The sequence below is a fragment of the Paenibacillus spongiae genome (genome assembly GCF_024734895.1).
Lineage (GTDB): Bacteria > Bacillota > Bacilli > Paenibacillales > Paenibacillaceae > Paenibacillus_Z > Paenibacillus_Z spongiae.
Window position 1 is genome coordinate 7,144,771 of sequence record NZ_CP091430.1, and the last position, 24,219, is coordinate 7,168,989.

The window sequence follows — 24,219 nt, forward strand, 5'->3', positions numbered from 1 at the left end:
CCTTGATATCTCTGGCTTTCTCAATTTTACCAACCGTACAGTACTACTGTATGCTGTAATGTTCGCGATTTGACTTATCTGACATGTCACTTATGAACGTTCTGTGAACAAGCTCGGACGTTCCTCGAGTTTGCCAAAATGATGCAAGATGGCTTGTACAATCCTCACCGACGCTTGTCCATCACCGTACGGATTAGCAGCCTGGCTCATCCGCTCGTAGTGCGCCGCATCCGTCAGCAATGCGCGTGCGCGGTTGTAAACATTCTCCTCGTCCGTCCCTACCAGCTCCAGCGTGCCTGCCTCAATTCCCTCGGGACGTTCCGTCGTATCCCGCAGAACGAGCGTCGGTACGCCGAACGAAGGGGCTTCTTCCTGCAATCCTCCCGAATCCGTCATGATCATATACGTATGCGGGTAGAAGTTATGGAATTCGAACACGTCGAGCGGTTCAATCAGCTTGATTCGCGGATGGTCGCCCAATATTTCATTAGCCGGTTCGCGCACAGCAGGGTTCAGATGGACGGCATATACGATGGCCACATCTTCGAACTCGTCCGCGATCCGCTTCACGGCGCGGAAGATATTGCGGTGAGGCTCTCCGATCGCTTCGCGGCGGTGCGCCGTCATCAGGATCAATCTCTTGCCGCGCGCCCATTCGATAACCGGATGGGAGAACGAAGGGTCGACCGTATACTGGAATACATCCGTTGCCGTATTGCCTGTAACATAGATCGAGGCTTCCGATTTGTTCTCTCTGCGCAAATTGTCCGCAGAGCGTTCGGTAGGCGCGAAGTGCACATCCGAGAGCACCCCCGCCAGCTGGCGGTTCATCTCTTCCGGATAAGGGGAGAGCTTGTTCCACGTACGCAGGCCCGCCTCGACATGTCCAACCTGAATCTGCTGCATGAACGCAGCATAGCTCGCCAAAAACGTCGTCTGCGTATCGCCGTGAACAAGCACGATATCCGGCTTGGCTTCACGGAGCACCGGATCAAGACCCTCCAGCACGCGAACCGTCGTTTCCGTCAATGTCTGACGGTCCTTCATGACGTTCAAATCGTAGTTCGGCACAATCTCGAAAAAGTCGAGCACCTGATCGAGCATCTGCCGGTGCTGCGCGGTTACGCAGACGATCGACTGGATCTCATCTTCATACTTTTGCAGCTCAAGAACGAGAGGCGCCATCTTGATCGCCTCCGGCCGTGTTCCGAATATCGTCATTACTTTCAGTTTAGCCAATCTTTGTCACTCCTATGAAACGCGTTATTTGGTGCCGTACATCCGGTCTCCGGCATCGCCGAGACCCGGTACAATATAGCCGTGGTCATTCAAGCACTCGTCAAGCGCCGCAATGTAGACGTCGACATCGGGGTGAGCCTCCTGCACCGCCTTAACTCCTTCCGGCGCAGCGATCAAACACATCAGCTTAATTTGTGTACAGCCTCTCTGTTTGAGCGTTTCGATAGCAGCGTTCGCCGAACCGCCTGTCGCCAGCATCGGATCAATGACGATGAGCAGCCGCTCCGTCGCGTCCGTCGGCAGATTGACGTAGTACTCTACGGGAACGAACGTCTCGGGGTCGCGGAACAGTCCGATATGGCCGACCTTGGCGGACGGAATCAGCTTCAGCATCCCTTCAACCATGCCGAGTCCGGCGCGAAGTATAGGCACGATCCCGAGCATGCGTCCGGAAATGACCTTACCCTGCGCTTCCGTAACGGGTGTCGATACGGGAATGGTTTCGAGCGGCAAATCTCTCGTGATTTCGTACGCCATTAAAGTCGAGACTTCATCAACCAGCTCGCGGAAGTCTTTGGTGTTCGTGTTCTTGTCTCTGATGAATGTCAGCTTATGCTGAATTAGCGGGTGATCGCAAATGGTCAATTTGCTCAAAGTATCGTCCTCCTGGGGAAGCTTGTTCGCGGACGTGCGACTTCCATGTTTACGATTGAATCACAATCTTGTTTATTATAGCACCGGATGATTCTATTTTGCACAACTTCACTTCTTTTTCCGAATTTCGACGCAAAAGCAGGGCAGTCCCATTATTTCGGAACTACCCGAATTCGTCAAGAGCTTTCTTTTGGCACCTTAACTGCTGCATCCGCCGCCGCAGCCGCTGCTGCAGCCGCCTCCGCTGTCGCCGCCCGAGCTGCCTGAGGAACCGCCTCCATCGCTGCCGCCCGAGCCTCCGCAGGAAGAGCCGTCATTGCCGTTTGAACCGTGATCGCGGTCGCCATCGCCATAACCTCCGCAGCCTGAAGCCCCACCGCCGCTTCCGCCATTAGCCTGCCGCTGTACCTCCGTCTGGGCTTCGTCCATATGGCGGTCGAACTCATCGGCCGGACCCATGGAAGAGAAGAACAAAGCGCCCGATAGCACCCCAGTCGCCATCATCGAATCGCTCGCCATATTACGGTCTCGATAACGGTCTTCATGGATGCCGGCCGTCCCAACCCCGCTTCTGGCTTCTTGCGCGAGCTGGCGGCCCCGCTTCACCAGGTAATCGACCGTCCCGTCCAAATCGGGATAGGCTTCCGCCGATTGCCCATTGAACCGGCGCGCGCGAAGCTCATCCGCCTGCGCGAGCTCCAGCTCCTCGATCCGCTCCCGGGACAGCGGCGTGCGATAGAAGGCGCCCCACAGCTGCGCGCTTGCCGGGAAAACCGCAAACAGCTCCCCATAGACCCAATCGAACCAGGCGCGCTCGGCAGAATCGGGCTTCGCTCCCGGAGCGTGCGGCGCGTGATGGATGAAGGTCCCGCTGAACGATTTGCAGAACTGCTCGTATTCCCATGTAAACATCAGCATTTCATGCCAGACATCATCCACCTTGGCGCTGTACATCGGAACATTCCGGAGCACGCCGCACATCAGAAAATATCTCTTCAGCTCAAACCAGCGCCACTGCCAGTCGTTCTCCGACATGCGCGGCTCTTTCCTCAGCATACGATCCTTCACTCTGGCTTCGAAGTCTGCCGTAAGCGCGTAATCCAGCCGCTGGGCCGCCTGCCGGGCCGGATGGCCCTCCGGAACGCCCAGCGCCGCGGGCGGCTGTCTGGTTGCGGATGGACGGCCTATTGAGCTAGTCAAAGAACGGCTATTGCCGCGCTCCGTGCGCTGCCTATTTGGACGCCGAGTTGATCTGACAATTAATCCAATGACAACAATGACACCTATAATGACTAGAGCTTCCATATTGATCACCCGCTTATCGTAGTCTGCCTCCAGCATACCATGAAGAAGCTGTGAGCATCTGCCGCTCCATGCAATTTTTAACGATCTTTTAAACATAGTGCGTGCAGTCGCCTATAGCAGCTTCGTTTATCCACCGGATTATCCACAAACTATGCACAACTATCGACATTATTGTGGATAACATGAAAAAGGCCTCAGATTCATCCTGAAGAGGATGTGTCTGAGGCCGCTGAAGCGTTCATCTACCCACTGAAGCAGGAGCTTGAACGAATTAGTATTTCATCGTTGGGTAAAGCGGATATTGAGCCGTCAAATCCTGAACCATACCGCGCGCTTTGGCCAAGATGGCTTCGTCGTTCGGATTCTTAAGCGTCATGGCAATAACCTCGGCAATCGTCTTCATGGCATCCGTGCCCATCCCGCGGGACGTAGCAGCAGGAGTACCGATCCGGATACCGCTCGTAATAAACGGACTCGTAGGATCGAACGGAATGGCATTCTTGTTCGCCGTGATTTGGACGCTGTCCAGCACATGCTCGGCATCCTTGCCCGTAATGTTCAGGTTCCGCAGGTCGATCAGCATCAGATGGTTATCCGTACCTCCGGATACGAGGTTGAGGCCATGCTCGATCAAGGATTCGGACAACACCTTCGCATTGTCGATCACATTCTGGGCATACGTTTTGAACGATGGCTGAAGCGCCTCGCCGAACGACACGGCTTTGGCTGCGATTACGTGCATCAACGGACCGCCTTGGGAGCCCGGGAATACGGCCTTGTCGATCGCTTGCGCCCAAGCTTTGCGGCATAGAATCATGCCGCCGCGCGGTCCGCGAAGCGTCTTGTGCGTGGTCGTCGTAACGAAATGGGCATGCGGCACCGGATTCGGATGAAGACCCGCAGCGACCAGACCTGCGATATGTGCCATGTCGACGAAGAACAATGCGCCTACTTCATTGGCAATCTGACCCAGCTTCTCAAAATCGATAATGCGCGGGTAAGCGGAAGCGCCGGCTACGATCATGCGGGGACGGTGCTTGAACGCCGCTTTGCGCACTTCATCGTAATTGATCGTGAACGTGTTCTCGTCAACGCCATAAGCTACGAAGTTATAGAGAATACCCGATGCGTTAACAGGGCTGCCGTGGGTCAAATGGCCGCCATGCGCAAGGTTCATGCCCAATACGGTGTCGCCGGGCTTGAGCGCCGCCAGATAAACGGCCATATTGGCTTGCGCGCCGGAATGCGGCTGCACGTTGGCATGCTCTGCTCCGAACAGCTCTTTGGCGCGGTTGCGGGCAATATCTTCCGCGATATCGACGTGCTCGCAGCCGCCATAATACCGCTTGCCCGGATAGCCTTCGGCATATTTATTCGTCAGCACGGTGCCCATAGCTTCCAGCACGGCTTCGGAAACGATGTTCTCGGAAGCGATCAGCTCAATATTGTCGCGCTGACGCTGCAGCTCGAGGTTCAGTGCATTCATCAATTCGGGGTCTTGTTTACGCAAATTTTCCATTGTTCAATATCCTCCTTAGTATTATCCATTATGACGAACGCCGGTTCGGCTGCGCTGCCGCTGCCTGGACTGGCGTAGTTTCCTTGAATCGAATCTAAATGCTGCTCGTTAATCGCAGGTTCCGCCGGGCGCTTCCGGACTGCCCGGTACTGGGCCGTCCTTATCGATGGCGGATGTTCCGGCAATACCGGCTGCCCCCAAGGTATAGACCGCCCGTTCGCCGCCGATAAGCTTCGGCCGGGTGTACGCCATCGTCAGATGCGCTTCGCCGATCGATTTCTTCGACGGACGAAGCGGTACCGCGACGCGGCGCAAATGCATGCCGATGAAGGTGTCGCCGATGTCGATGCCCGCATGGGCCTGCACCGTCTCCGCCAAGCAAGCATCCGGCAGATGCCGGTATGCATATGCCGCCATCGAGCCGCCTGCTCTCGGCGCCGGAATGGCCGATACCAGCTCCAGCCCGTACCGTTCCGCCGCTTCTTGCTCCACGACGAGCGCACGGTTCAAATGCTCGCAGCACTGGAACACCGGATAGAAGCCGATTTCGCGGCGCACCTTGTCGATCCCCGCAAATATGGCTTCAGCGGTCTGCAGCGTCCCCGATGTGCCGATTCGCTTGCCAAGCACCTCGCTCGTGCTTACGCCGACGATGAGGAGCTGCCCGGAACGCAGCTTGGCTGAGGACGCAAGCTCGCGTACGGCTTGTTCCACATCGCGCGATATCCCCTGGAATAACTGTTGATCGTCCATTACAGCCCCCTTAAGGATGTACCGGGCCGGCCGATTCGATCCGCATCACCTTGTTAATGCGACCGATATGACGCTCGCCGCCCGAGAACGGCGTATCGATCCAGATCCGCACGATTTCCTGCGCAAGTCCGGGGCCGATGACCCGTTCGCCCATAGCCAGCACGTTCGTGTCGTTATGCTCGCGCGTCGCTTGCGCGGAGAACATATCGTGCACGAGCGCACAACGGATTCCTTGTACTTTGTTCGCCGCGATCGACATGCCGATGCCTGTGCCGCATATAAGAATGCCGCGGTCTGCCTTCCCTTGCGTTACGAGGTCGCATACCGGTAGCGCATAGTCCGGGTAATCGACGGATTGCTCGCAATTGCAGCCCACATCTTCAATTTCATGTCCAAGCGATTTGAGAAAAGGTACGATTTCGTCTTTCAGCCGGTAGCCGGCGTGATCGGCGCCAATAGCGATTTTCATCGAAGTTAATCCTCCCGAAAGGTCCGCCTGTAGGACGGATAATGTCGAATCACGATGGTTCCATTATACCCCATTATCCCAAAAAGACGAAAAAAGAGCATGACGCGCTTAACGCACGCTGCTCTTTGCCCAGGCGACCGGCCGTATGATCCGATGCTCCACCGTGGTTTGATCCACTTTCGTCGCCAGTCACATCGGAAACTGTCTTAGTTGTCACTATCATACCGGATCGCGGCATGAAAATCAATCGGCAATGTCACTTTCCATAATCATCCATCTTGTTTAAAAGCTTATGCAGCGCCTGTTCAATCTCATCGGCGCAGCTCTCATAGAGACTAATGGAGCCTCCGAAGGGATCCGCGATATCGAAGCCCGGGATTCGCTGCTCCAGCTCGATCAGACGGTCTCTCTCCTCGTTCGAAAGCTGCTGGCCAAGCGCTTGCTTCATATGCCATTCCGTATATAACGTTTCCAGCTCGGCTATATCGGACAGAACCGACTCGTCCCGGTGCACGTATTCTTTCAGCGTATAGGTCTTGTCCACCGCATCGGGAAAACGCTGCAATACATGCTTCTTGTGGCTTGTCGTCATCGTGAGCACCAGATCGGCCCAGCCGACCATTCCTCCATCGAGGGCGCTTGAGCCTTCGGGATGATGAATATTCCGCCGCCGCAGCGCAGCCTTGGCATTCTCGGATACCGGCAGCCCGTCTACGGTCGAGACTCCGGCAGACCGGACCTCCAGCTCCAGGCCGGCGCTGCGCGAGTGCGCGATCAGCATGGCTTCGGCCATTGGCGAACGGCACGTGTTGCCGGTACAGACGAACAAGATTCGTTTCACGTCAGTCATAGCGGCATCCGCTCCTTCTATAACATATAGGCGCTCCCGCCATTGGTGAGCTCCAGATTAATTAAAGTATAAACAAAATGCCGAACGTAAACAAAATGACGCCGCCGCATGCCTCGCCGTATTCGCCGAGGCTCGTGCCCACCCGGCGGCCGAGGAGCAGGCCCAGAATGGACATCACTCCGCCGAAAAAGCCGAACAGCAGCACCGTTATGGCAACATCCGCCGCAAACATGCCAAGCGAAATGCCGACCGAGAAGGAATCGATGCTGACGCTGAGAGCAAACAGCAGCATTCCCCATATTGTGCGATGATTGATCGATTGCACGGCATCTCCGCGCAGCGAGCTGTATATCATATGAGCCCCAAGCAGAAGCAGCAGACCGCCTGCAACCGTTGTCGCCACGCCGCCGAGCAGCGTGCTCACATATTGCCCCGTGAACATGCCCATTAGCGGCATCAAAATATGAAATAGCGCAATTAGGGCGCTCATTTTTAAAATGTCAAAAACCGCAATCCCCCTCAGCCCGATCCCGATGCCCAGCGAAAACGCATCCATGCCGAGCGCGACCGCGATGATGAGGAGCGTGAGCAGTTGACCGGCCTGCAAGCTCGCTTCAATCATTGACATACCCCCTGTCCCATTCTCATCCAAGCATATGCGGACAAGGATGGAAAGATGACGGGGGATGCTTAAGACACAAGCGCTAGACGCGGACGATCCGGTGTCCGGCGGCTTTGACGAGCCGGTTCATCAGGGCATGTCCAATCCCTTCTTGCGGACAGCCTTCCGCCCATATATATTGCGCGCCGCGTTCATCGAAGGTCCTTAACGCGGCGTACAAGCCTTGTGCAGCCGTCTCCAGCTGAGATAGACTGCCCACGATAACGGTATCATCGCCTTCATAACAGGCCCCGTGCTCGGCAAAAGCAAGTATACCGGCCCGTTCGCCGCGCGACCTTGCTGCTGCGGCTTGTTCCTTAATGTAGGCCGTCACATCGCCTGCATCTCCGATGACGAGCTGCATGAGCCCTTTCGGTGCATAGTGCGTGTATTTCATACCGGGTGAGCGCGGAGCTTCAATCGTCCCGGCGCGGACAGCAGCACCGGTTGCTTCGTCCGGAACAGCCTCAACATCATGGATTACACGGCCTGTTATTTCACGCAATGCTCCAGCCGTTATGCCGCCTGGGCGCAGAATGCGCACGGCATCGCCATCGATCTCGACCACCGTCGATTCAAGTCCGACGCCTGCGGGGCCGCCATCGACAATCCCGTCGATGCGGCCATCGAGATCGTCCTTGACGTGCTCCGCCCGCGTCGGGCTCGGCCGGCCGGACCGGTTCGCGCTGGGCCCTGCGATCGGGCAGCCGGATGACTCGATAAGCTGCAGCGCGACAGGATGGTCGGGCATCCGCACCGCAAGCGTATCAAGACCGGCCGTAACGCGCTGAGATACGGCACCAGGCTTCACGGGAAGCACGATCGTAAGGGGACCGGGCCAGAATCGCGCCATCAGCCGCTGCGCCGCTTCGCCATAAGGGAGTACCAGCTCGTCCAGCTGCTCCAAATTCGCGATGTGAACGATGAGCGGGTTGTCGGACGGCCGCCCCTTCGCCTCGAAGATACGCGCCACCGCCGCATCATCGCGGGCATCGGCGCCAAGCCCGTAAACCGTCTCGGTCGGAAAGGCAACCGTCCCGCCATCCCTTAACACCGCGGCGGCTTCATTAAGCGCCTCGCGTTCCCATTCCTTTGTGTTTGCATGCCAAATGCGAGTATTAACCATTACCCAGTTCAATCCTTATTATCTCATAGTCAGTTGCTGGTATTTATTATACCACAGCTCGTTTTTCAGTCACCTTTTGACTTGAATAAGCAGCGGTTGTATATTAATTCCCGTTATTTGGATAGTTATGACATCTATCGTTATGGAGGCCCTCACTTATGAGCAGCAAGGACGATTTGAAGAATAGCGGAATTGGTCATATTTTTCACCATAAAGCAAAGGCTCGCCCTTCCACGGGTGAGCCTTTGCTTTTATTCGTACATGGATCGTATTCGCATTCGGCCTATATGGCAGCTTGTGTTCCAATCAGCTAAACAGGTTTTTAAAAAATTCGAGGATCGATTGGATGATCTCCCACAGAAAAAATTTCACTTCCGGGTCGGCGTTTGCGTTTGCAGCATCCTGTGTCGGTTCGTTGGCCTTAGAAACGCTCTCCGCCCCCTGGCCGGCGTCTGCCGATGTCGTTACGGCAGCTGCAACGGAAGCCTCGCCGCTCACCGCATCCACGAAGCAGAGCGGCGGAAACAAGACGCACCACCAGTTCTGACCCTGGCCGCTGCCCAGCGTAATGCGAAGCGCTTCGTAGTTACCGGCCGGATACACCGTGTTACCGTACATTTTGGTTGGAAAAGGGACGATGCCCAGCTCTGCTTTGAAGCTGTATGTAAAACCGCGTGCACGCAGCTCATCAGTCACAACCTGCTCAATCTCTCCCATGCGGGAACGAATCGTCGCCCGGGCTTGCTCGATCGACTGCGGACCGCTAACCCAGCTGCCCATCTCGGCAATGACGGCATCGCGCACATAACGCTTGACCGCCTGATCGGCCGGCGAATCGGAATTGGCCAGAATGCGAAGACGAATCGATTCGGCTGGAATTTCGCCGCCGGCAATCGATGCATCGGCTCGTTGGCCTTCCCAGCTCATGAGAAGAATGGCAATGACGAATAAGAGATAACCGTACGTTGGACGGTAAGGAAAACGGGAATAAGTGCGGATCATATATACACAAGCTCCTCTACTGGCACCCGTCGGTGCGCTCGGCTTGCGTTCCGGAACGTCTATAACCCTAGTATGTCCGGCCGATCTCGCAATTAAACCTAGCATTGTGATGAAAGGTTGATAGATTTTCTTCGGGTTGCGATGCGGGTCAGCCTCGCAAGCAGGACTTCAACCATGAAAAAGCCAGCCTGGGCGGCTGGCGCAGATCGATGTATTGAACGTCTATTTTTGGCCCATATACTCCTTCAGCAGTGCAATAATGGTGTCATAGTCGCTGATGGTCGGTCTCTTGGCAGGGAGGTTGTCCATATAGCCGTATCGCAGCTGCTCCCGCCAAAACTCCGCCAATTCAAGCGCCGTGCTATCGGTCCCCGACTTGATCGTATGATCGGCGCCGGCGGTCAGAAGAAACTTGACGACCTCGACCCGGCCATTGGCAGCCGCATTATGCAGCAGCGTATAGCCGGAATAGTCGGCGCTTTTCGCATTAATATCCATGCCATGCTTGATAAACAATTGGGCGATGTCCACCGAGTCGTCGACGAATGCGAAGATCGCTGGGCCCAGCGGCCCAACGAGCACTTCCGGATCCGCTCCGCGCGCGAGCAGCTTCTCGACCTGTGCCGTGTTCTGAGCCACAACCGCTTGGTATAACTCATTCTGGATGGCCGAAAGCATCCATACGACGTTCAAGCCGCCTCTATACAGCTCTACGGCCCCACCGCTCGCCGTGCCGACGAACCGGAGCGGGATATAGGTCGTATCATTCTTGATGACCGGAGCAAGGAGCATCGTCTCGGCTTTGCCGTTAACGGTCGCTACCTTGGAACCGAGCGTGAAGACGATCTCCCGTTCCGCGTTTGATCCGGTGACTTGTTTTGTCTTGGCATTCCATGAAACGCGAAGACCGATCCGTTCGAACACGGTCCGGAATGGAACCATCGTCGCCCCGTTCTGCAGGAATGGCGGGCTGGATAGCGCAAGCTTCGTTCCGTCGAGGATAATATCGTACGTCGGCGTGGTCGCTTCTTCAGCGGCGGCGAAAGCAGCCGTCTGTGCGAGCAGGGCCGTCATTATACCGATAAGAGCAGCGAGCTTGATCTTCTTCTTCATATCGCGCCTCCTTCTCTATCGCCTTGCTGACAAAGAGGTTATCACACCGCGCCTCCTGCGTCCATTCCTCTTTCTGGACAATCACGGGAGAAAACGCGGAAAAAGGGACGGTTCCCATCGCTATCGGAAACCGTCCCTCCCGGCTTGCGTTATTCATGCGCAAGGCCGATCGCCATGACGTGGCGGTCGATGCAAGGAGAAAACGCAAGAATAGGGACGGATTCCTTTCTCAATCGGAAACCATCCCCTCTTTCTCGTGCGTTATTCTTGCGCAATGCCGACCGCCATAACATGGCGGTCGATGCCGGCGTAATCGCGGATCGTGCGGATCTCGCGCCACGCGCCGCACTGCCGGAGCAGTCCGGCGACGGCCTCCGCCTGGCCGAGGCCCAGCTCGAAGGCGACGATCTGCGGCATCGCCGCCAGCTGCGGCAGCTGCGCGACTATGGCGCGGTAGGGCGCGAGGCCGTCCGCGCCTCCGTCCAGCGCGAGGCGCGGCTCGTGGTCGCGCACCTCGGGCTGCAAGCCCGCGATGTCTCCAGCCGGGATATACGGCGGGTTGGAGACGAGCACATCGATGCGCATTCCGGCGGCGGCGTTATCTTCGCCGCCGGGTGCGCCCGTGGCCGCCTCGCGCCGACGCAGGAACGGCGCGAGCAGGTCGCCCTGCACGAACGCCATGCGCGCCGCTGCGCCATGGCGCGCCGCGTTCGTGCGGGCGACCTCCAGCGCGTCCGGCGACAGATCGGACGCGCACACGCGCCATTGCGGACGCTGCGCCGCAAGCGTCACGCCAATGGCGCCGCTGCCGGTGCCGACGTCCAGCACCGTCGGCCCGCAGCCGCTGCCGCGGCGCTCTGCGCCTGCGCCGTGCCCCCCGGCGGGCGTCGCAGCCGCAGCCATGCTTCCCGCAGCTTCCGGCCAGAGCCGGTCGGCGGCTTCGAGCACCGCCTCGATCAGCAGCTCCGTCTCCGGGCGCGGGATCAGCACGGCCGGCGTCACCGTGAACGGCAAGCCGTAGAACCACTGCTCGCCGATAATATACTGCACAGGCTCGCCGGCCGCCTTGCGCTGCACGAGCCCTTCCCATTCCGAGTGGCGCTGCTGCGGAAAGGGCTCCTGCCAATCGCGCATCAGCGCCGCGCGTTCGATGCCGAGCAGATGCATCAGCAGCAGCTCCGCATTCGGCCGTGGCTCGCCGATGCCCCGCTCCTCCAAAAACAAAGAAGCCTGCATGCAGGCTTCCCTAAGCGTTGCCGGAGCTTTCCCTTGGGAATTCTCCGCCCCGCTGCCGTCCAATCTGCGCTCCATGGTACAGCGCCCCTCTCTCTATTGAGCAAGACCGCTGTGATTACCGTAAATACAGCGGTCTTGCGTTCTTGAACGATTGAATTATTACCGGCGCATCCGCTTCTTAGATCTGATTGTCCTGATCCAGCAGCTCCGCCTGCGCGGTTATGGTCAAGGCATTGATAATTTCATCCATATCCCCGTTCATGACGGAATCCAGCTTATGCAGCGTAAGTCCGATCCGGTGGTCCGTGACGCGGCTTTGCGGATAATTGTACGTGCGTATCCGCTCGCTGCGGTCGCCGGTTCCGACCTTGCTCTTCCGTTCGCCGGCATACTTGGCTTCTTCCTCTTGACGGCGGATATCGGAGATGCGGGCGCGCAGAACCTGCAGCGCCTTCGCTTTGTTGTCGTTCTGCGATTTGCCGTCCTGACAAGTCGCCATGATGCCTGTCGGAACGTGCAGAACGCGAACGGCCGATTTCGTCGTGTTGACGGACTGCCCGCCGGCGCCGCTCGAACAGAACGTGTCGATGCGGATGTCTTTGTCGAGAATTTCGACCTCGACTTCTTCTACTTCCGGCATAACGGCAACCGTCGACGTCGACGTATGGATCCGGCCGCCCGATTCCGTGACCGGAATGCGCTGTACGCGGTGTGCTCCGCTCTCGAACTTAAGCTTGCTGTACGCGCCTTTGCCTTCGATCATGAAGATAACCTCTTTGAAGCCGCCGAGATCGCTCTCACTTGCTTCCATGACCTCTATGCGCCAGCCCTGCGCATCCGCAAACTTCGTATACATCCGATACAGGTCGGATGCGAACAGAGCCGCTTCGTCGCCGCCTGCCGCACCGCGGATTTCCACGATGACGTTCTTCTCGTCGTTCGGGTCCTTGGGCAGCATGAGCACGCGAATCCGCTCCTCCAGCTCGGTCATCCGGGGGCTCAGCTCTTCGATTTCCATCTTCACCATTTCGCTCATTTCGTCATCCAGCTTCTCGCTTTGCATCTGCTTGGCGTCCTGAAGCTGTTCCGAAACTTCCTTGTATTCCGTATATGCCGCGTAAGCTTCCTGCAGGTCCGACTGCTCCTTCGAGTAGTCGCGCAGCCGCTTCGGATCGCTTGCCACATCAGGATCGCACAACAGCTCGCTCAGTTTTTCATACCGATCGGCGAGCGCTTGCAAACGGTCTAACATGTGCGTTCACCCCTATGTCGTTAGTCTTTTTGAGTAGTCTTCCTATTATATCATACTGCCGCACGTTCGATAAACGTGTGATTATTGGGCATCCGCGCGCCTATTTCCACAGAACAAAGGACCCGCATCCGGGTCCTTCTTCTCTTGCATCAGCCTTTTGGGGCCGGTGTGTTGAGCGGTGCAGCTTGCCTGCCGTCTCTACACGTTGAAGCGGAAGTGCATGACATCGCCGTCCTGCACGACATATTCCTTGCCTTCCAGACGAAGCTGACCTCTCTCCTTGGCCGCGTTCATGGAGCCCGCCGCTACAAGATCGTCATAGGATACGACCTCCGCCCGGATAAAGCCGCGCTCGAAGTCCGTATGAATAACGCCAGCCGCCTGCGGCGCCTTCATGCCTTTGCGGATCGTCCAAGCCCGAACCTCCTGTACCCCAGCCGTGAAATACGTATACAGTCCCAGCAGCTTGTAGGCCGCCTGGATAAGCCGGTTCAAGCCGGATTGCTCGAGGCCAAGCTCCTCCAGGAACATGTCCTTGTCTTCGCCTTCCAGCTCGGCGATCTCCGCTTCTACCTTCGCACTGATCGGCACCACTTCCGCGCCTTCCGAGCTGGCGAATTCACGGACAAGCTTCACGTACGGATTCCCGTCGGCATTCGCCGCTTCGCTCTCGCTCACGTTGGCCGCATAGAGCACCGGCTTCATCGTCAACAAATGCATGTCGCGAACGATCAGGCGATCCTCGTCGCTCAGTTCTACTGCGCGCGCCGGTTGATCGGCATAGAGCGCTTCCTTGATGCGCTCGAGCGTCTCGACCTCCTGGGCGTACTTCTTGTCGCCGCCCTTCATGTTCTTGCGGCTGCGATCGATGCGTTTCTCCACGGAGTCCAGATCGGCCAGAATCAGCTCCAGATTAATCGTCTGGATATCGCCGATCGGGTCTACTTTTCCGGATACGTGCGTAATGTTCTCGTCTTGAAAGCAGCGAACGACATGAACAATCGCGTCGACTTCGCGGATATGGGCGAGAAATTTGTTGCCCAGCCCTTCGCCCTTGCTTGCGCCCTTCACGATCCCGGCGATATCGATAAATTCGAATGCCGTCGGAACCGTGCGGTTCGGCGTGACCAGCTCGGTCAATTTATCCAACCGCTCGTCCGGCACTTCCACGACGCCGACGTTCGGATCGATCGTACAGAACGGATAGTTCGCGGACTCCGCGCCCGCTTGTGTAATTGCATTAAATAAAGTCGATTTGCCCACGTTCGGGAGACCGACGATTCCTGCCTTCAAAGCCATATGAATGACACCCCTGTTCCGAATAGCAATACTTCGAACATTATACCCGATGCGGCTCCGGAATAAAAGACATGGGTCGCTTCCTATATCTTGACGCGAATTACAGTGTCATCCATAATTCTCTTGGATTTTGGGATGAATCAGGGAAGTAAGTCTATAGGCGGTATCAAAGAGAGGACGAACTTGAAATGTCCGGAATCTGAAGTCCTCTGGATTGTTAATGACATCAAAATTATGTACGAAATACAACAATAGGGGGCGAAAACGCCGAGGAATCGGGTATTGTTGCATATTCTGCATGAATTCCAACTGCAGGATGGTACAAACCGGCTTCAAACTGCACATTTTTGTATGTAATACAACAAAATGATCATTATGGGGCTGGAAGAAGGCGAATTGTTGCATGTTGTACAACATTCGAGGGCCCCGGCCGATATCGCATCCCGCATGGTCCGTATAAGCAGTTGGCATACAAGATTCGGTTACAGTAGAGTTGAGTTGAGTTGAGTTGAGTTGAGTTGTGCAACCATTTCTGCTTATTTTGCGGGATTGTGCTGATAATGGATTCATTTCATGTAGCTAACTATCTTGATGCTTGATGTCTACAGAGCTTGAGTTTACTCGCTTTGAGCTCTAACGGAATGAGTTTCCCGTCACCGTTGCATACTACCTCCTTAGGAGGTGACAATCGCCATGGAAAACAAAACGCATGCAGGCAATTACAAGGGCACGACCCATATGAACGCCAAAAACCAGGATATGGCCTTCGTCAACGACACGCTCGAGGACACTAAATCCGTTACGAATTTTCAGGACAAGAAAAATAAGACCGATAAGTAGCGCCTTGCAAACACATATATACATCCCTAAAAAGAAGGTCCTGAGAAAGCCGCGGCCGCGGTTTCACAGGACCTCTTGCTTTATTCGTACGCTCAATAGTGGGGTACAGCTTCTTATGGCTGCTGTTGTTGTGCAGGAAGCGTTATAACGAGCGGCTCGGTTGCGTTCTCATAGATTTGGAAGGGAACATTCAATCCCAATGTAAAACCTTGATCTTTGAGATGATAACCAATGATTTTATAACTGCCCGGCTCCAATAATAGCTTAACCACTCCATTTTGTACTGGTAATCCAAAACCGTGATCGGAACCATCTTTATAAACGATAATTGACATTTCCCCCGCAGCCGGCTCGCCTCCGTTCCCCCAAACCACGCTTGCCACTGTGGGTTCCGGAACAACGAAATCAAGGAGGGAATCTTTGGTCGGTACTCCTCCCTCTACCTTAATCACATTCCAAGTGGGGAAAATACCGCTCACAGAAGGCATATAAATCCCTGATAACCGATACTCGCCGTCTGGTAAATATAAGCTGTACGTACCGTTGCCTGAGACAACGTAATTTTCCGAAGAATCGACCTTAGTTATATTCAATGTACCAGAAACAGCCAGTCCATCACTATAAATTGCAGTGATTGTCACATTCGGCCTATGGGCAACAAGATTTAACTCACCCTTCAGAGATCCGTTTTCGACAACGAATGATGCATACAATAGTGTCGCCTCATCGGTCGTCAAGTCCCGATATCCCATAACCGAGTAATTACCGTTCGGCAAATACATGGAGAAGCTGCCATCATTCACCGGGACAAAATATGTCCGTCCTTCCAGTAAATTTACAATCTCAAGATTGACCGCATGGATTGGTGTATTGTCTTCATACACCAAAGTACCTGTTACATTGTGTGCCGGTACTATCAATTCAATGAATTGCGGCTCAGTTACACCGTTCTTCACACTAAAAGAACCTAGAAGAGGCAAAACAAACTCACGAGAAGAAGACGAATATGAAACCGCCGAGTAGTTACCGTCTGTTAAGTACGTCTGAAATGTGCCGTTCTTTACCTTAGTCCAGTATTCTTTTCCTGTCTTTTCCTCCCGGAATATAACCTCTCCATCAGGGAGTAATTCGTCGTCCTTAGTGACAGTTCCATTTACATTCAGATCCGGCAGCTCCAGTTCCATGAGTTCCGGCTGATTACCTGCGGCATCTACCGTAAATTTGAATGTCAACGGATACTCCACCTCGGTTTGCCCATCCTTGTAAGACGTTATTTCATAGTCTCCATCGGGCAGTCGGATTCCAAACTCTCCTTCATGTACACTTATGAGATGGGCGATGCTATTATCAGTATCGTTTGTACGACGGGTGATTTCCACTACACCTTCTCCCGATTTTTCACCGCTTGCGGTATATAAGCTTCCAGTCACCAAAGCATCAATTTCAATAACAATTGGGCCATTCTCCAGTTTTCCGTCTTTAATGGTGAAATTTTTGTTATGATTTCTGACGGCGAATCCTATAAGCGAATCTATGTTTGCGGTATACATGCCATCCGGTAGATAAGCTCGAAACTTATTGTTCATGACTTGCAGCCAATAAGTTTGTGATGTCACGGAATTAGTCACTGCAACCAGACCATCATTTACTTTTGATCCATCTGGAAATTTTAACTCACCCTCCACATTATCCGCATGAACAATTAGTTCAAGCGGATGTTCGGGTTGACCGTTTATAACATTGAATGTTGAGAACAAATTATAATATCGCTGCGTTCGTAGCTCCCTTATTCCCGTAACGACATATTCGCCATCAGGTAAATGGAACTTGAATGTACCTTCTGTTGAAAAGATTTTGTAATGCTTGTCTCCTTGTTGGAGAAGAATAACGACTTCTGAGACAGGTTCACTAGACTCATATTTGATGGTTCCTCTTCCAGGAGTCGTTAGATGGATAGATATCTCTATCTGCTTCTTCTCATCATCCACACTGAAAGCAGGTGAGTCATACAAGATGTATGTCCCATCCTGCGTAACATAAGCATTCATTTTGTACTCGCCAACCGGCATGTATAAACTAAACTTACCATCGCTCACTACGGCAGTAGTACTGTAGACGCTACCCTCGTCTGCACTATAAAAAAACAATCGCTCTGCACGATCCCCATCTGTAGAAGCCTGTTGGACCAACGTTCCTTTAACATTGGCTGCCGGGATAGTAATTCTAAAATCATTGTTCGGGTCCGGCTTACCATTCTTTATCGTGATGGTATCCTCTAGCTTCATAGACTGCTTACTTCCAGAATAATAAATTTCATATATTCCATCCGGAAGGAAAATACTGAATTTCCCTTCTTTAATAGTAACAGTAAAGTACTTTTTAATTTCTACATTATAGAGATCCAGCATCGCCTTCTCATCTTGTTCACCCTTCCATTCGACCGTCCCTTTCAAGTTGACGACGACACCGCCTGGATTCGGCGGGAATCCGCCTCCACCACCACCGCCTCCTCCGCCAGAAGGAATGCCTCCAACCGGAAGACCGCCGGAGCTCTCCGTTACTTTCTTGCCCGCAACGGTCGCGGAGATGCCGTTGTCGAGTGTAAGCTTGTCCGGATTTTGCTGGAGGTTCGAGCCTTCCGCTGTGATGATTGCCGATGCGATGCCGCCTTCACCCGTAACGTCCGTACCAGCTCCGAGCGTCAGCTCGTCCACCTGCGTGCCCTTCTCAAGCTTGAATGCATTGCGGCCTGCCTCCGGCAGGAAGTTGAATGTGCGAACGGAGCCGGATTGCAGCAGAATCGAGATTCCATTCGACAGTGCGTCAATTTGCTGGAATGCTCCGCTTAAACGGACTTCCGCGCCTTTAGGAATAAGGCTGCTCAAGATGACGCTTCCGATCGGATTCGTACCTGCGCTTTCCAAATTCGCCCCCGATCGAAGCTCGAACTTCTGAACGGTGGTAGAGCCTTGAGTGACGACACGGATCACTCCGTTCTCCTTGAAGATAATGACCGTACCCAGCGTCGAGTCGATAAGAACGATACTGTTCGGACCGCCGCCGAGCAGGCTCGTCTTCCCCTTTACCGTGACGCCTTCCAAGGTCACATCGCCTTCGCCTACTGATTTATCTACGGTCAGATCGCCTGTAATCGTCATGTTCCGCAGCTTCGTTCCCGGCTTCGTAATGCGAACCGAGCCGTTTACGGCAGTCATTTCATCGGTTCCGTACTCGCCCGGCTTATCGTACACGATCGTTGCGTTGGCACGATCTTTGAAGGCTAGCGCACGATCGAGGATGACAACCGCTTCCGCTCTCGATGTCTGGGCGTGCAGCCCGAAGGACTGCTTGTCCTTGCCGATCATGAGGCCATTCTTCATAACGGCGCCGATCAACCCTTTGCTCCATTGCGGAGCATCTGCTGCATCTGCATAGGCCGGATCCGGTTCGCTCGGTTCCAGCTCCAGGAGCCGCGCAACCAGAGCCGCAACCTCTTGACGAGTAATCGTTGCGTTCGGCCGGAAGGTTTTGTCGTCGAAGCCTTTCATATACCCGGCTTTCGCGGCGATCGAAATATCGTTATAGAACCATTGTCCCTGTTTGATATCCTTATAACTGAGTTCACTGCTGGTCTCGGTATACCCGAATGATTTGTTAATGAGCGAAGCGACCTCAGCTCTCGTAATCGGCTGATTCGGATTCATCCGTCCGGGCGCTTGACCGCTGATCCAGCCCTTCTCGTGCCACTTGGCCAGCGTTTCCTCCGCCCAATGACCGGTCGTATCGGTGAAATTCTTCTCGCTCGCGTATACACTGTTCGGTAATGCAAGTACTAGTACGATTAACAATGCCATAACCTGCTTCAACTTGGACAAAGCGTTCTCTCCTCATCATTTTTTTGTGAAAATGATACAAAACGTAGTGCTTCCAGAGTAATCCTAGCAGGACGTTCCATTTCTGTAAATACATATTTAGGAAAATATTGCTCCGAATATCTTTCTTCCAGTGTCCGGTCCTGTTAAGCAGACGCTTCGGCTGCCGCCGCCTCATTAACACAAAAAACCTTCCAGCACCGCACCAAACACGGCAAACTGGAAGGCTTTCTTTATCATATATTCATTTCCTCGCGGCACTACCGCAGCTACACCCATGCGTCCTTGGCGTATCCGCGCTCTTCCCAGTACCCGGTATGGTCGCGGTCGATAAGCTCGATTCGATTTAGCCATTTGACCGATTTATAAGCGTACATCTTCGGCACGACAAGCCGCACCGGTCCACCGAGGTCGCTCGGAATCGGCTTGCCGTCGTGCAGGACCGCCACCATGACGTCGTCCATATCCGCCTGTTCAAGCGTCAGGCTATCGGTGTATACCCCGTCTCCGGAATATAGTTTGACTGTCGTCGCCTGAGGTTTGACGCCTGCCTGCTTAAGCAGCTCCTTCAGCGGGATTCCCTCCCACGTATTCGAGTAGACCGACCACCCCGTCACGCAGTGAAAATCGCTGACCTGGACGGTGCGCTTCAGCTGGACGAACTGCTCCCAATCCCACTCTATACTGCGCTCGACCAGTCCGTCCACAACGAAGGACCAATTGGTATTGGTGAAGGCTGGAATAGGCGTTACCGTATACACGCGGAACGATCCCTGGCTTCCTCCGCCGAGCGGCGGCGATGATCCGGGAAGCGGTACCGGGGCGGGCATGAGCCGGTTGGCGTCTTCCTCGATCAGCTTCTCCAGGCTGGCACCGGAGCCGAGGCTGCTGCCCAGCCATTGCAGGAAGGATGGTCCGAGCGTAAGCGCCAGTCCCGCTCCCACCGACACCTTGATGAAGGCTCTGCGCGTGTAGACCGCTTGCGGCCCGGCAGCGGGGTGTATGCCGACTTCAGGCTCCGGTTTGCCGCTCTTAATGGTACGCCTATGAGGCTCCTTCAACCATTTGGTCCGTGCCAGGGAGTGATAGATGATGTAAGGCAGTCCGATCCAGGTGAGCAGATCATGCGCGTACAGCGCGGCATTCGACCAATACGGGCCAACCGCCCGGAACTGCCAGAGCAGAACGCCCGAGAGCAGCCACCCCAGAAGGAGCGCAAGCACGATAAGCACATTCGCCCGCTGCCATGGCCTACCCTTCAGCTGCTTCCAATGCTTGCCCGCCAGCAGGAGATAGTACATTACCGGAAGCAAGGAAGCCAGGCCCACAACGATATGCAGCCAGCGTACCCACACGCGTCCTTCTCCAAGAACCCCGCGCCAGAAGCCGCCGAACAGGACGAGGCCGGTTATCGCCAGCAGCACGACGATCCAGCCGTTCCAAGCATGAAGCTGTACGAGTTTTTTCCCATATCCTCTGCGAAGCGACTTCAGCCATTCCCGCATTCCGCCACTCTCCTTCTTGCTCTCGAAATTCCTTCATCCGTTTCCGGTCTTTTCACCCTATGCCAGCGTGCTTTCATACTTGCGGATAATTTTCTTCGCTTCCCGGACAAGCTCCTGTGCCAACGATACCGGCTCCAACACCGTTACATCGGTGCCATAGCTCATCAGCATGGCGCGCACCCACGGTTCATCCGGCTGAACGACGGTGACGAGCAGCGTCCCTTCTTCCTCCGTCTCGATCTCGCAGTTTGGAAAATAGTCCTTGACCCGCGCTTTGTGCCGAGGCTGGAACCGCAGCACAAGATGGAGCGTCGGCGCATCCTGCGGACGAATGGAACGGTAATTGAGCTGTTCCAAATTGCCTTCGCGGCGCTCGAACGTCTCGGGCAGCTCCGCCAGCTTCCCGATGCGCGACAAGCGGAAGATGCGGAAATCTTGGCGTAACCGGCAGTATCCGTACAAATACCAGACATAGCCCTTGAGCACGACGCTCATGGGCTCGCATACGCGCTGGGAATCTTCTCCGTTCCCGTTCGTATAGTCGAACCGGATAAGGCGCGCCGAACGGATAGCTGTCTTCAGCACGTTAAGCTTCTCTTTATCCGCCTCTCCCTCGTGCCAAGGATTAATATCGATTAACAGCTGCTGGCTCATGCTGGCGGCTGCGCCCTGCTCCGATTTGGCGACCAGCGCCCCGACCTTGTCGAGCAAGCCGCCGATTTCCTTCTCGTCCATGGAGGACCTGATCCCTCTTAGGGCAATGACGATCGACTGGAGCTCCTCCAGCGACAGGAACTGGCGGTCCAGCCGGTATTGATCCATAATTTCGTATCCGCCGGTCGCCCCCGTATACGAAACGATCGGAATGCCGGCCTGATTAATCGTCTCCAAATCCCGGTATACAGTGCGCAGCGATACCTCGAAGCGGTCCGCCAGCTCCTTGGCGCTGACTCTGCGGCGTCCGAGGAGCAGCATGGTAATGGCCAGCAATCGATCCAGCTTCACTTTAACGGCAGCTCCCCTCCTGATCATCCTGTGACAAGAACATACCAGAAGGCGGCCGTTTCAAGCAAGAGCCGGAAGAATCAGGCCTGTCCTTAGACCGCCTTCTTCGCGAAATACGTCCAGCCCGATACCAGAAACAGCAGGAAGCTTCCTCCAATGACGACAAACAACGTAACCGGAGAGATATTGAACGCGCCGAAGCTCATCTCATCGCTCGGAATCATGGCAAGCATCGGCTGCACCCAAGGGTAATACGGGCCATATTCAGTCGAGTTGGCCACCAGCATGTTCGGCAGCGTGAAGACCACATTGACGGCAAGCGGGGCTGCGAAGCTAGACCATGCCGTAGATACGGCGAGCTGCAGAGCCGCTAACGGCAGACAGGCAATCCAGCCGCCGGCGCAGGAGATGATAATTTCCTTCCATGGGATAGGGCCAGGGAAGCCGAGCGCCAGACCGATTCCAATGAGCGCTGCCAAGAATAACAGCTGCGTAATCGCAAGAAGCAGCATAATAAACACATATTTCACCAAATAAACCTGGCTTCGCGACACAGGCAGCGAAAACAGCTGCTTCCACCCGCCGCCGGCATGCTCGTACCTGCATACGAGGGCGGCGAATACGCCGGTCAGCAGCGGCAGGAACAGCATGGCATGCAGTGCCGCCATCATCGATAGCGCGTACAGCCAAGGAGAGCCGCCAATCACCTCCGCATCTTCCAAGCTGCTAAGAAAGCCGACGAGCCCCGCGAGGAGAGGACTGACCACGGCAAGCAGCCAGATCACCGACTTGCGCAGCTTCAGCCATTCCGAACGAAACATCCGAATCATGGCTATTTCACATCCTTTCGGACAAAGTTCAATGTACCGGCAGCGAGAACCACGATACCGGTTGCGACGCCGGCCGCAACGGAGTAGAGCGGATTATCCGCCGCATTGATCAAATAAGGCCATTTGTAGGGCATCCAATCCTCGAACCGGGTGGAAAACATGGAGAATACGGTTCCCACGATGCCGACAGTCAAAGGGATCGCCTGATTGTGCATCATGACCGACATCCATACCTGCAGAGCAATGAACGGCATAATGGCCAGGTAAGGGTAATAGATCAGCTCGAGCAGCTTGGCATAAGGAACAGTGCCGGGATCGAAGCCCAGCGCGGCTCCCAGCCCGATTGTTCCTGCGACCAGCAGAGTGCTGGAGCAGAACAGCAGCAGAACGCTGAGCAGAAACTTCCCTGCGAATACCTGAGCCCTTGAAATCGGCAGCGCCAGCGTCTGCTTCCATGCATTCGTCTGATGCTCGATTCCGGCCGTCATGGATGCAAGGATCGCAAGCCCCATGAACAAGGTCGGCACCATGAGCATGGCGACGTTGCCGATTAAACCGCCCCACAGGTCGTCGGCGTACTGCTTGGTTAAGTAATCGTACCGCAGGCCGAAGTTCACTGCTTGAAGGCCGATGACCCCTAGCGGTCCGAGAACAACCAGAAACCAGACCATCTTTTTGCGGATTTTGAGCAGCTCGGCGGACATCACGCGCATCATCACAAGCTTCCCTCCCCCCCGGTCAGATCCAGGAAGATATCTTCCAGCGAAGCGCCTTCCTCCTCCACCCGGTAGACGGAGAAGTCATGCTTCACCAGACTCGCGACCATGGCCGCGACGGTCTCGTCCGGCGCTCTGTCGACCGTCAGCTTCTGCCGGTCCCAATCGGCTTGGTAACCGCCCGCGAGCAGCTGCTTCCACGCCGCTTCCGGATCGCTGACGCCGATGCGGATTTTGCTGCGCGCCCGGTCCCGCAGCGTATCGATAGAGTCTTGAAAGATCATCGCACCCTTCGTAATAATGCCGACGCGCGTCGCCATCTGCTCGATCTCGGACAATAAGTGGCTGGAGATGAGAATCGTGACGCCCTGCTCCCGCGGCAAGCTCTTGATGAGCTCGCGGATTTCGAGGATGCCGGCCGGATCAAGCCCGTTCGTCGGCTCGTCCAGCACGAGCAGCTCCGGCTGGCCCAGCAGCGCGGTTGCAATGCCCAGACGCTGCTTCATGCCCAGCGAGTAGCCCTTGACGGCCCGCTTCGCATCCTTCGTCAAACGAACGACCTCCAGCACTTCATCGATCCGGGATTTGGGCACGCCCAGCAGACGGCGGACGGCTTCCAAATTCTCTATTGCGCTCAGATGGCCATAGTAGGACGGGTATTCGACTAACGAGCCGACCTTGCGCAGTACAGCCATCCGCTCCTTCCGCATGTCTTTGCCGAATATGCGGATCTGGCCCCGCGTCGGCTTGGCCAGGCCGAGCAGCATACGGATCGTCGTTGTCTTCCCGGCGCCGTTAGGTCCGAGGAAGCCGTAGATATCCCCTTTCTTTATTTTCAAATTCAAATTGTTGACGACGGCTTTGCCGCCCAGCTTTTTCGTTAAACCTTCCGTTTGCATGATCCATTCATTCACTTTAATCACCTCGGTATTTATCGTAACGGATGAAGTTTAAAGCGAATGTGCACCGGCGT

General features: G+C 55.2%; 21 protein-coding genes, 1 pseudogene and 1 riboswitch. Of the genes and pseudogenes, 1 reads left to right on the forward strand and 21 read right to left on the reverse strand.

Going from position 1 to position 24,219, the window contains the following annotated elements:
• Positions 1–90: 90 nt before the first annotated feature.
• The 14 genes from wecB to ychF form a co-directional block, all read right to left on the reverse strand.
• Entirely contained in the window at positions 91–1,239 is a 1,149-nt protein-coding gene (gene wecB, locus L1F29_RS32095; RefSeq protein ID WP_309252356.1) for a non-hydrolyzing UDP-N-acetylglucosamine 2-epimerase, read from the reverse strand.
• A gap of 24 nt (positions 1,240–1,263) precedes the next feature.
• The gene (gene upp, locus L1F29_RS32100) at positions 1,264–1,893 is read right to left on the reverse strand and encodes a uracil phosphoribosyltransferase (RefSeq protein ID WP_258386025.1); all 630 of its coding nucleotides are present in this window, start codon (positions 1,891–1,893) and stop codon (positions 1,264–1,266) included.
• Between the two features lie 198 nt (positions 1,894–2,091).
• Positions 2,092–3,294: a UCP032817 domain-containing protein gene (locus L1F29_RS32105; protein ID WP_258386026.1), complete on the reverse strand. Its 1,203-nt coding sequence runs from the start codon at positions 3,292–3,294 to the stop codon at positions 2,092–2,094.
• Between the two features lie 175 nt (positions 3,295–3,469).
• Complete coding sequence (gene glyA, locus L1F29_RS32110; protein ID WP_258386027.1) at positions 3,470–4,717, reverse strand: serine hydroxymethyltransferase; 1,248 nt, start codon at positions 4,715–4,717, stop codon at positions 3,470–3,472.
• A gap of 108 nt (positions 4,718–4,825) precedes the next feature.
• Complete coding sequence (locus L1F29_RS32115; protein ID WP_258386028.1) at positions 4,826–5,470, reverse strand: TIGR01440 family protein; 645 nt, start codon at positions 5,468–5,470, stop codon at positions 4,826–4,828.
• Positions 5,471–5,480: 10 nt separating this feature from the next.
• A complete protein-coding gene (gene rpiB, locus L1F29_RS32120) occupies positions 5,481–5,939 on the reverse strand; it encodes a ribose 5-phosphate isomerase B (protein ID WP_258386029.1) in 459 nt (152 codons plus the stop codon).
• 120 nt (positions 5,940–6,059) lie between these two features.
• A riboswitch (ZMP/ZTP riboswitch) is annotated at positions 6,060–6,142 on the reverse strand.
• Between the two features lie 53 nt (positions 6,143–6,195).
• Complete coding sequence (locus tag L1F29_RS32125) at positions 6,196–6,789, reverse strand: low molecular weight protein arginine phosphatase (RefSeq protein WP_309252357.1); 594 nt, start codon at positions 6,787–6,789, stop codon at positions 6,196–6,198.
• A gap of 61 nt (positions 6,790–6,850) precedes the next feature.
• Positions 6,851–7,411: a manganese efflux pump MntP gene (locus L1F29_RS32130; RefSeq protein ID WP_258386030.1), complete on the reverse strand. Its 561-nt coding sequence runs from the start codon at positions 7,409–7,411 to the stop codon at positions 6,851–6,853.
• Between the two features lie 82 nt (positions 7,412–7,493).
• On the reverse strand, positions 7,494–8,576 hold the full coding sequence (locus L1F29_RS32135) for an L-threonylcarbamoyladenylate synthase (RefSeq protein ID WP_258386031.1): 1,083 nt from the start codon (positions 8,574–8,576) through the stop codon (positions 7,494–7,496).
• Between the two features lie 306 nt (positions 8,577–8,882).
• Positions 8,883–9,578 carry a stage II sporulation protein R gene (gene spoIIR, locus L1F29_RS32140; protein ID WP_258386032.1) on the reverse strand — a complete coding sequence of 232 codons (696 nt, stop codon included), beginning with the start codon at positions 9,576–9,578 and terminating at the stop codon, positions 8,883–8,885.
• Between the two features lie 222 nt (positions 9,579–9,800).
• A complete protein-coding gene (locus L1F29_RS32145) occupies positions 9,801–10,691 on the reverse strand; it encodes a stalk domain-containing protein (RefSeq protein ID WP_258386033.1) in 891 nt (296 codons plus the stop codon).
• Between the two features lie 261 nt (positions 10,692–10,952).
• Positions 10,953–12,002: a peptide chain release factor N(5)-glutamine methyltransferase gene (prmC, locus tag L1F29_RS32150; RefSeq protein WP_258386034.1), complete on the reverse strand. Its 1,050-nt coding sequence runs from the start codon at positions 12,000–12,002 to the stop codon at positions 10,953–10,955.
• Positions 12,003–12,105: 103 nt separating this feature from the next.
• On the reverse strand, positions 12,106–13,179 hold the full coding sequence (gene prfA, locus L1F29_RS32155; protein ID WP_258386035.1) for a peptide chain release factor 1: 1,074 nt from the start codon (positions 13,177–13,179) through the stop codon (positions 12,106–12,108).
• A gap of 198 nt (positions 13,180–13,377) precedes the next feature.
• The gene (gene ychF, locus L1F29_RS32160; protein ID WP_258386036.1) at positions 13,378–14,478 is read right to left on the reverse strand and encodes a redox-regulated ATPase YchF; all 1,101 of its coding nucleotides are present in this window, start codon (positions 14,476–14,478) and stop codon (positions 13,378–13,380) included.
• A gap of 693 nt (positions 14,479–15,171) precedes the next feature.
• Between ychF and L1F29_RS32165 the strand changes: the two genes are divergently transcribed.
• Positions 15,172–15,318 (forward strand): hypothetical protein, encoded by a 147-nt coding sequence (locus L1F29_RS32165; protein WP_258386037.1) that lies wholly within the window; start codon positions 15,172–15,174, stop codon positions 15,316–15,318.
• A gap of 113 nt (positions 15,319–15,431) precedes the next feature.
• On the opposite strand, the gene L1F29_RS32170 is transcribed toward L1F29_RS32165, so the two are convergent.
• The 7 genes and pseudogenes from L1F29_RS32170 to L1F29_RS32195 form a co-directional block, all read right to left on the reverse strand.
• Positions 15,432–19,022 (reverse strand): S-layer homology domain-containing protein, encoded by a 3,591-nt coding sequence (locus tag L1F29_RS32170; protein WP_258386038.1) that lies wholly within the window; start codon positions 19,020–19,022, stop codon positions 15,432–15,434.
• 21 nt (positions 19,023–19,043) lie between these two features.
• Positions 19,044–19,172 (reverse strand): annotated as a pseudogene (locus L1F29_RS34570) (hypothetical protein); the annotation flags it as partial.
• Between the two features lie 287 nt (positions 19,173–19,459).
• Positions 19,460–20,695 carry a molybdopterin-dependent oxidoreductase gene (locus L1F29_RS32175; protein ID WP_258386039.1) on the reverse strand — a complete coding sequence of 412 codons (1,236 nt, stop codon included), beginning with the start codon at positions 20,693–20,695 and terminating at the stop codon, positions 19,460–19,462.
• A 57-nt stretch (positions 20,696–20,752) separates the two neighbouring features.
• Positions 20,753–21,700, reverse strand: a complete 948-nt coding sequence (locus L1F29_RS32180; protein ID WP_258386040.1) for a helix-turn-helix transcriptional regulator — start codon at positions 21,698–21,700, stop codon at positions 20,753–20,755.
• A 92-nt stretch (positions 21,701–21,792) separates the two neighbouring features.
• Positions 21,793–22,530 (reverse strand): ABC transporter permease, encoded by a 738-nt coding sequence (locus L1F29_RS32185; protein ID WP_258386041.1) that lies wholly within the window; start codon positions 22,528–22,530, stop codon positions 21,793–21,795.
• 2 nt (positions 22,531–22,532) lie between these two features.
• Positions 22,533–23,246: an ABC transporter permease gene (locus L1F29_RS32190; RefSeq protein WP_258389876.1), complete on the reverse strand. Its 714-nt coding sequence runs from the start codon at positions 23,244–23,246 to the stop codon at positions 22,533–22,535.
• Complete coding sequence (locus L1F29_RS32195) at positions 23,246–24,160, reverse strand: ABC transporter ATP-binding protein (RefSeq protein WP_258386042.1); 915 nt, start codon at positions 24,158–24,160, stop codon at positions 23,246–23,248. The genes L1F29_RS32190 and L1F29_RS32195 overlap by 1 nt, the downstream gene beginning before the upstream one ends.
• Positions 24,161–24,219 lie beyond the last annotated feature (59 nt).

Coding starts and splice junctions, on each gene's coding strand:
- L1F29_RS32135 (WP_258386031.1), bottom strand. CDS start 8,576: ATGGTTAATACTCGCATTTGGCATGCAAACACAAAGGAATGGGAACGC.
- L1F29_RS32145 (WP_258386033.1), bottom strand. CDS start 10,691: ATGAAGAAGAAGATCAAGCTCGCTGCTCTTATCGGTATAATGACGGCC.
- L1F29_RS32175 (WP_258386039.1), bottom strand. CDS start 20,695: ATGCGGGAATGGCTGAAGTCGCTTCGCAGAGGATATGGGAAAAAACTC.
- L1F29_RS32125 (WP_309252357.1), bottom strand. CDS start 6,789: ATGACTGACGTGAAACGAATCTTGTTCGTCTGTACCGGCAACACGTGC.
- L1F29_RS32185 (WP_258386041.1), bottom strand. CDS start 22,530: ATGATTCGGATGTTTCGTTCGGAATGGCTGAAGCTGCGCAAGTCGGTG.
- spoIIR (WP_258386032.1), bottom strand. CDS start 9,578: ATGATCCGCACTTATTCCCGTTTTCCTTACCGTCCAACGTACGGTTAT.
- glyA (WP_258386027.1), bottom strand. CDS start 4,717: ATGGAAAATTTGCGTAAACAAGACCCCGAATTGATGAATGCACTGAAC.
- L1F29_RS32105 (WP_258386026.1), bottom strand. CDS start 3,294: ATGTTTAAAAGATCGTTAAAAATTGCATGGAGCGGCAGATGCTCACAG.
- ychF (WP_258386036.1), bottom strand. CDS start 14,478: ATGGCTTTGAAGGCAGGAATCGTCGGTCTCCCGAACGTGGGCAAATCG.
- L1F29_RS32130 (WP_258386030.1), bottom strand. CDS start 7,411: ATGATTGAAGCGAGCTTGCAGGCCGGTCAACTGCTCACGCTCCTCATC.
- L1F29_RS32165 (WP_258386037.1), top strand. CDS start 15,172: ATGGAAAACAAAACGCATGCAGGCAATTACAAGGGCACGACCCATATG.
- rpiB (WP_258386029.1), bottom strand. CDS start 5,939: ATGAAAATCGCTATTGGCGCCGATCACGCCGGCTACCGGCTGAAAGAC.
- L1F29_RS32115 (WP_258386028.1), bottom strand. CDS start 5,470: ATGGACGATCAACAGTTATTCCAGGGGATATCGCGCGATGTGGAACAA.
- L1F29_RS32170 (WP_258386038.1), bottom strand. CDS start 19,022: ATGAATCCGAATCAGCCGATTACGAGAGCTGAGGTCGCTTCGCTCATT.
- L1F29_RS32190 (WP_258389876.1), bottom strand. CDS start 23,246: ATGATGCGCGTGATGTCCGCCGAGCTGCTCAAAATCCGCAAAAAGATG.
- prfA (WP_258386035.1), bottom strand. CDS start 13,179: ATGTTAGACCGTTTGCAAGCGCTCGCCGATCGGTATGAAAAACTGAGC.
- prmC (WP_258386034.1), bottom strand. CDS start 12,002: ATGGAGCGCAGATTGGACGGCAGCGGGGCGGAGAATTCCCAAGGGAAA.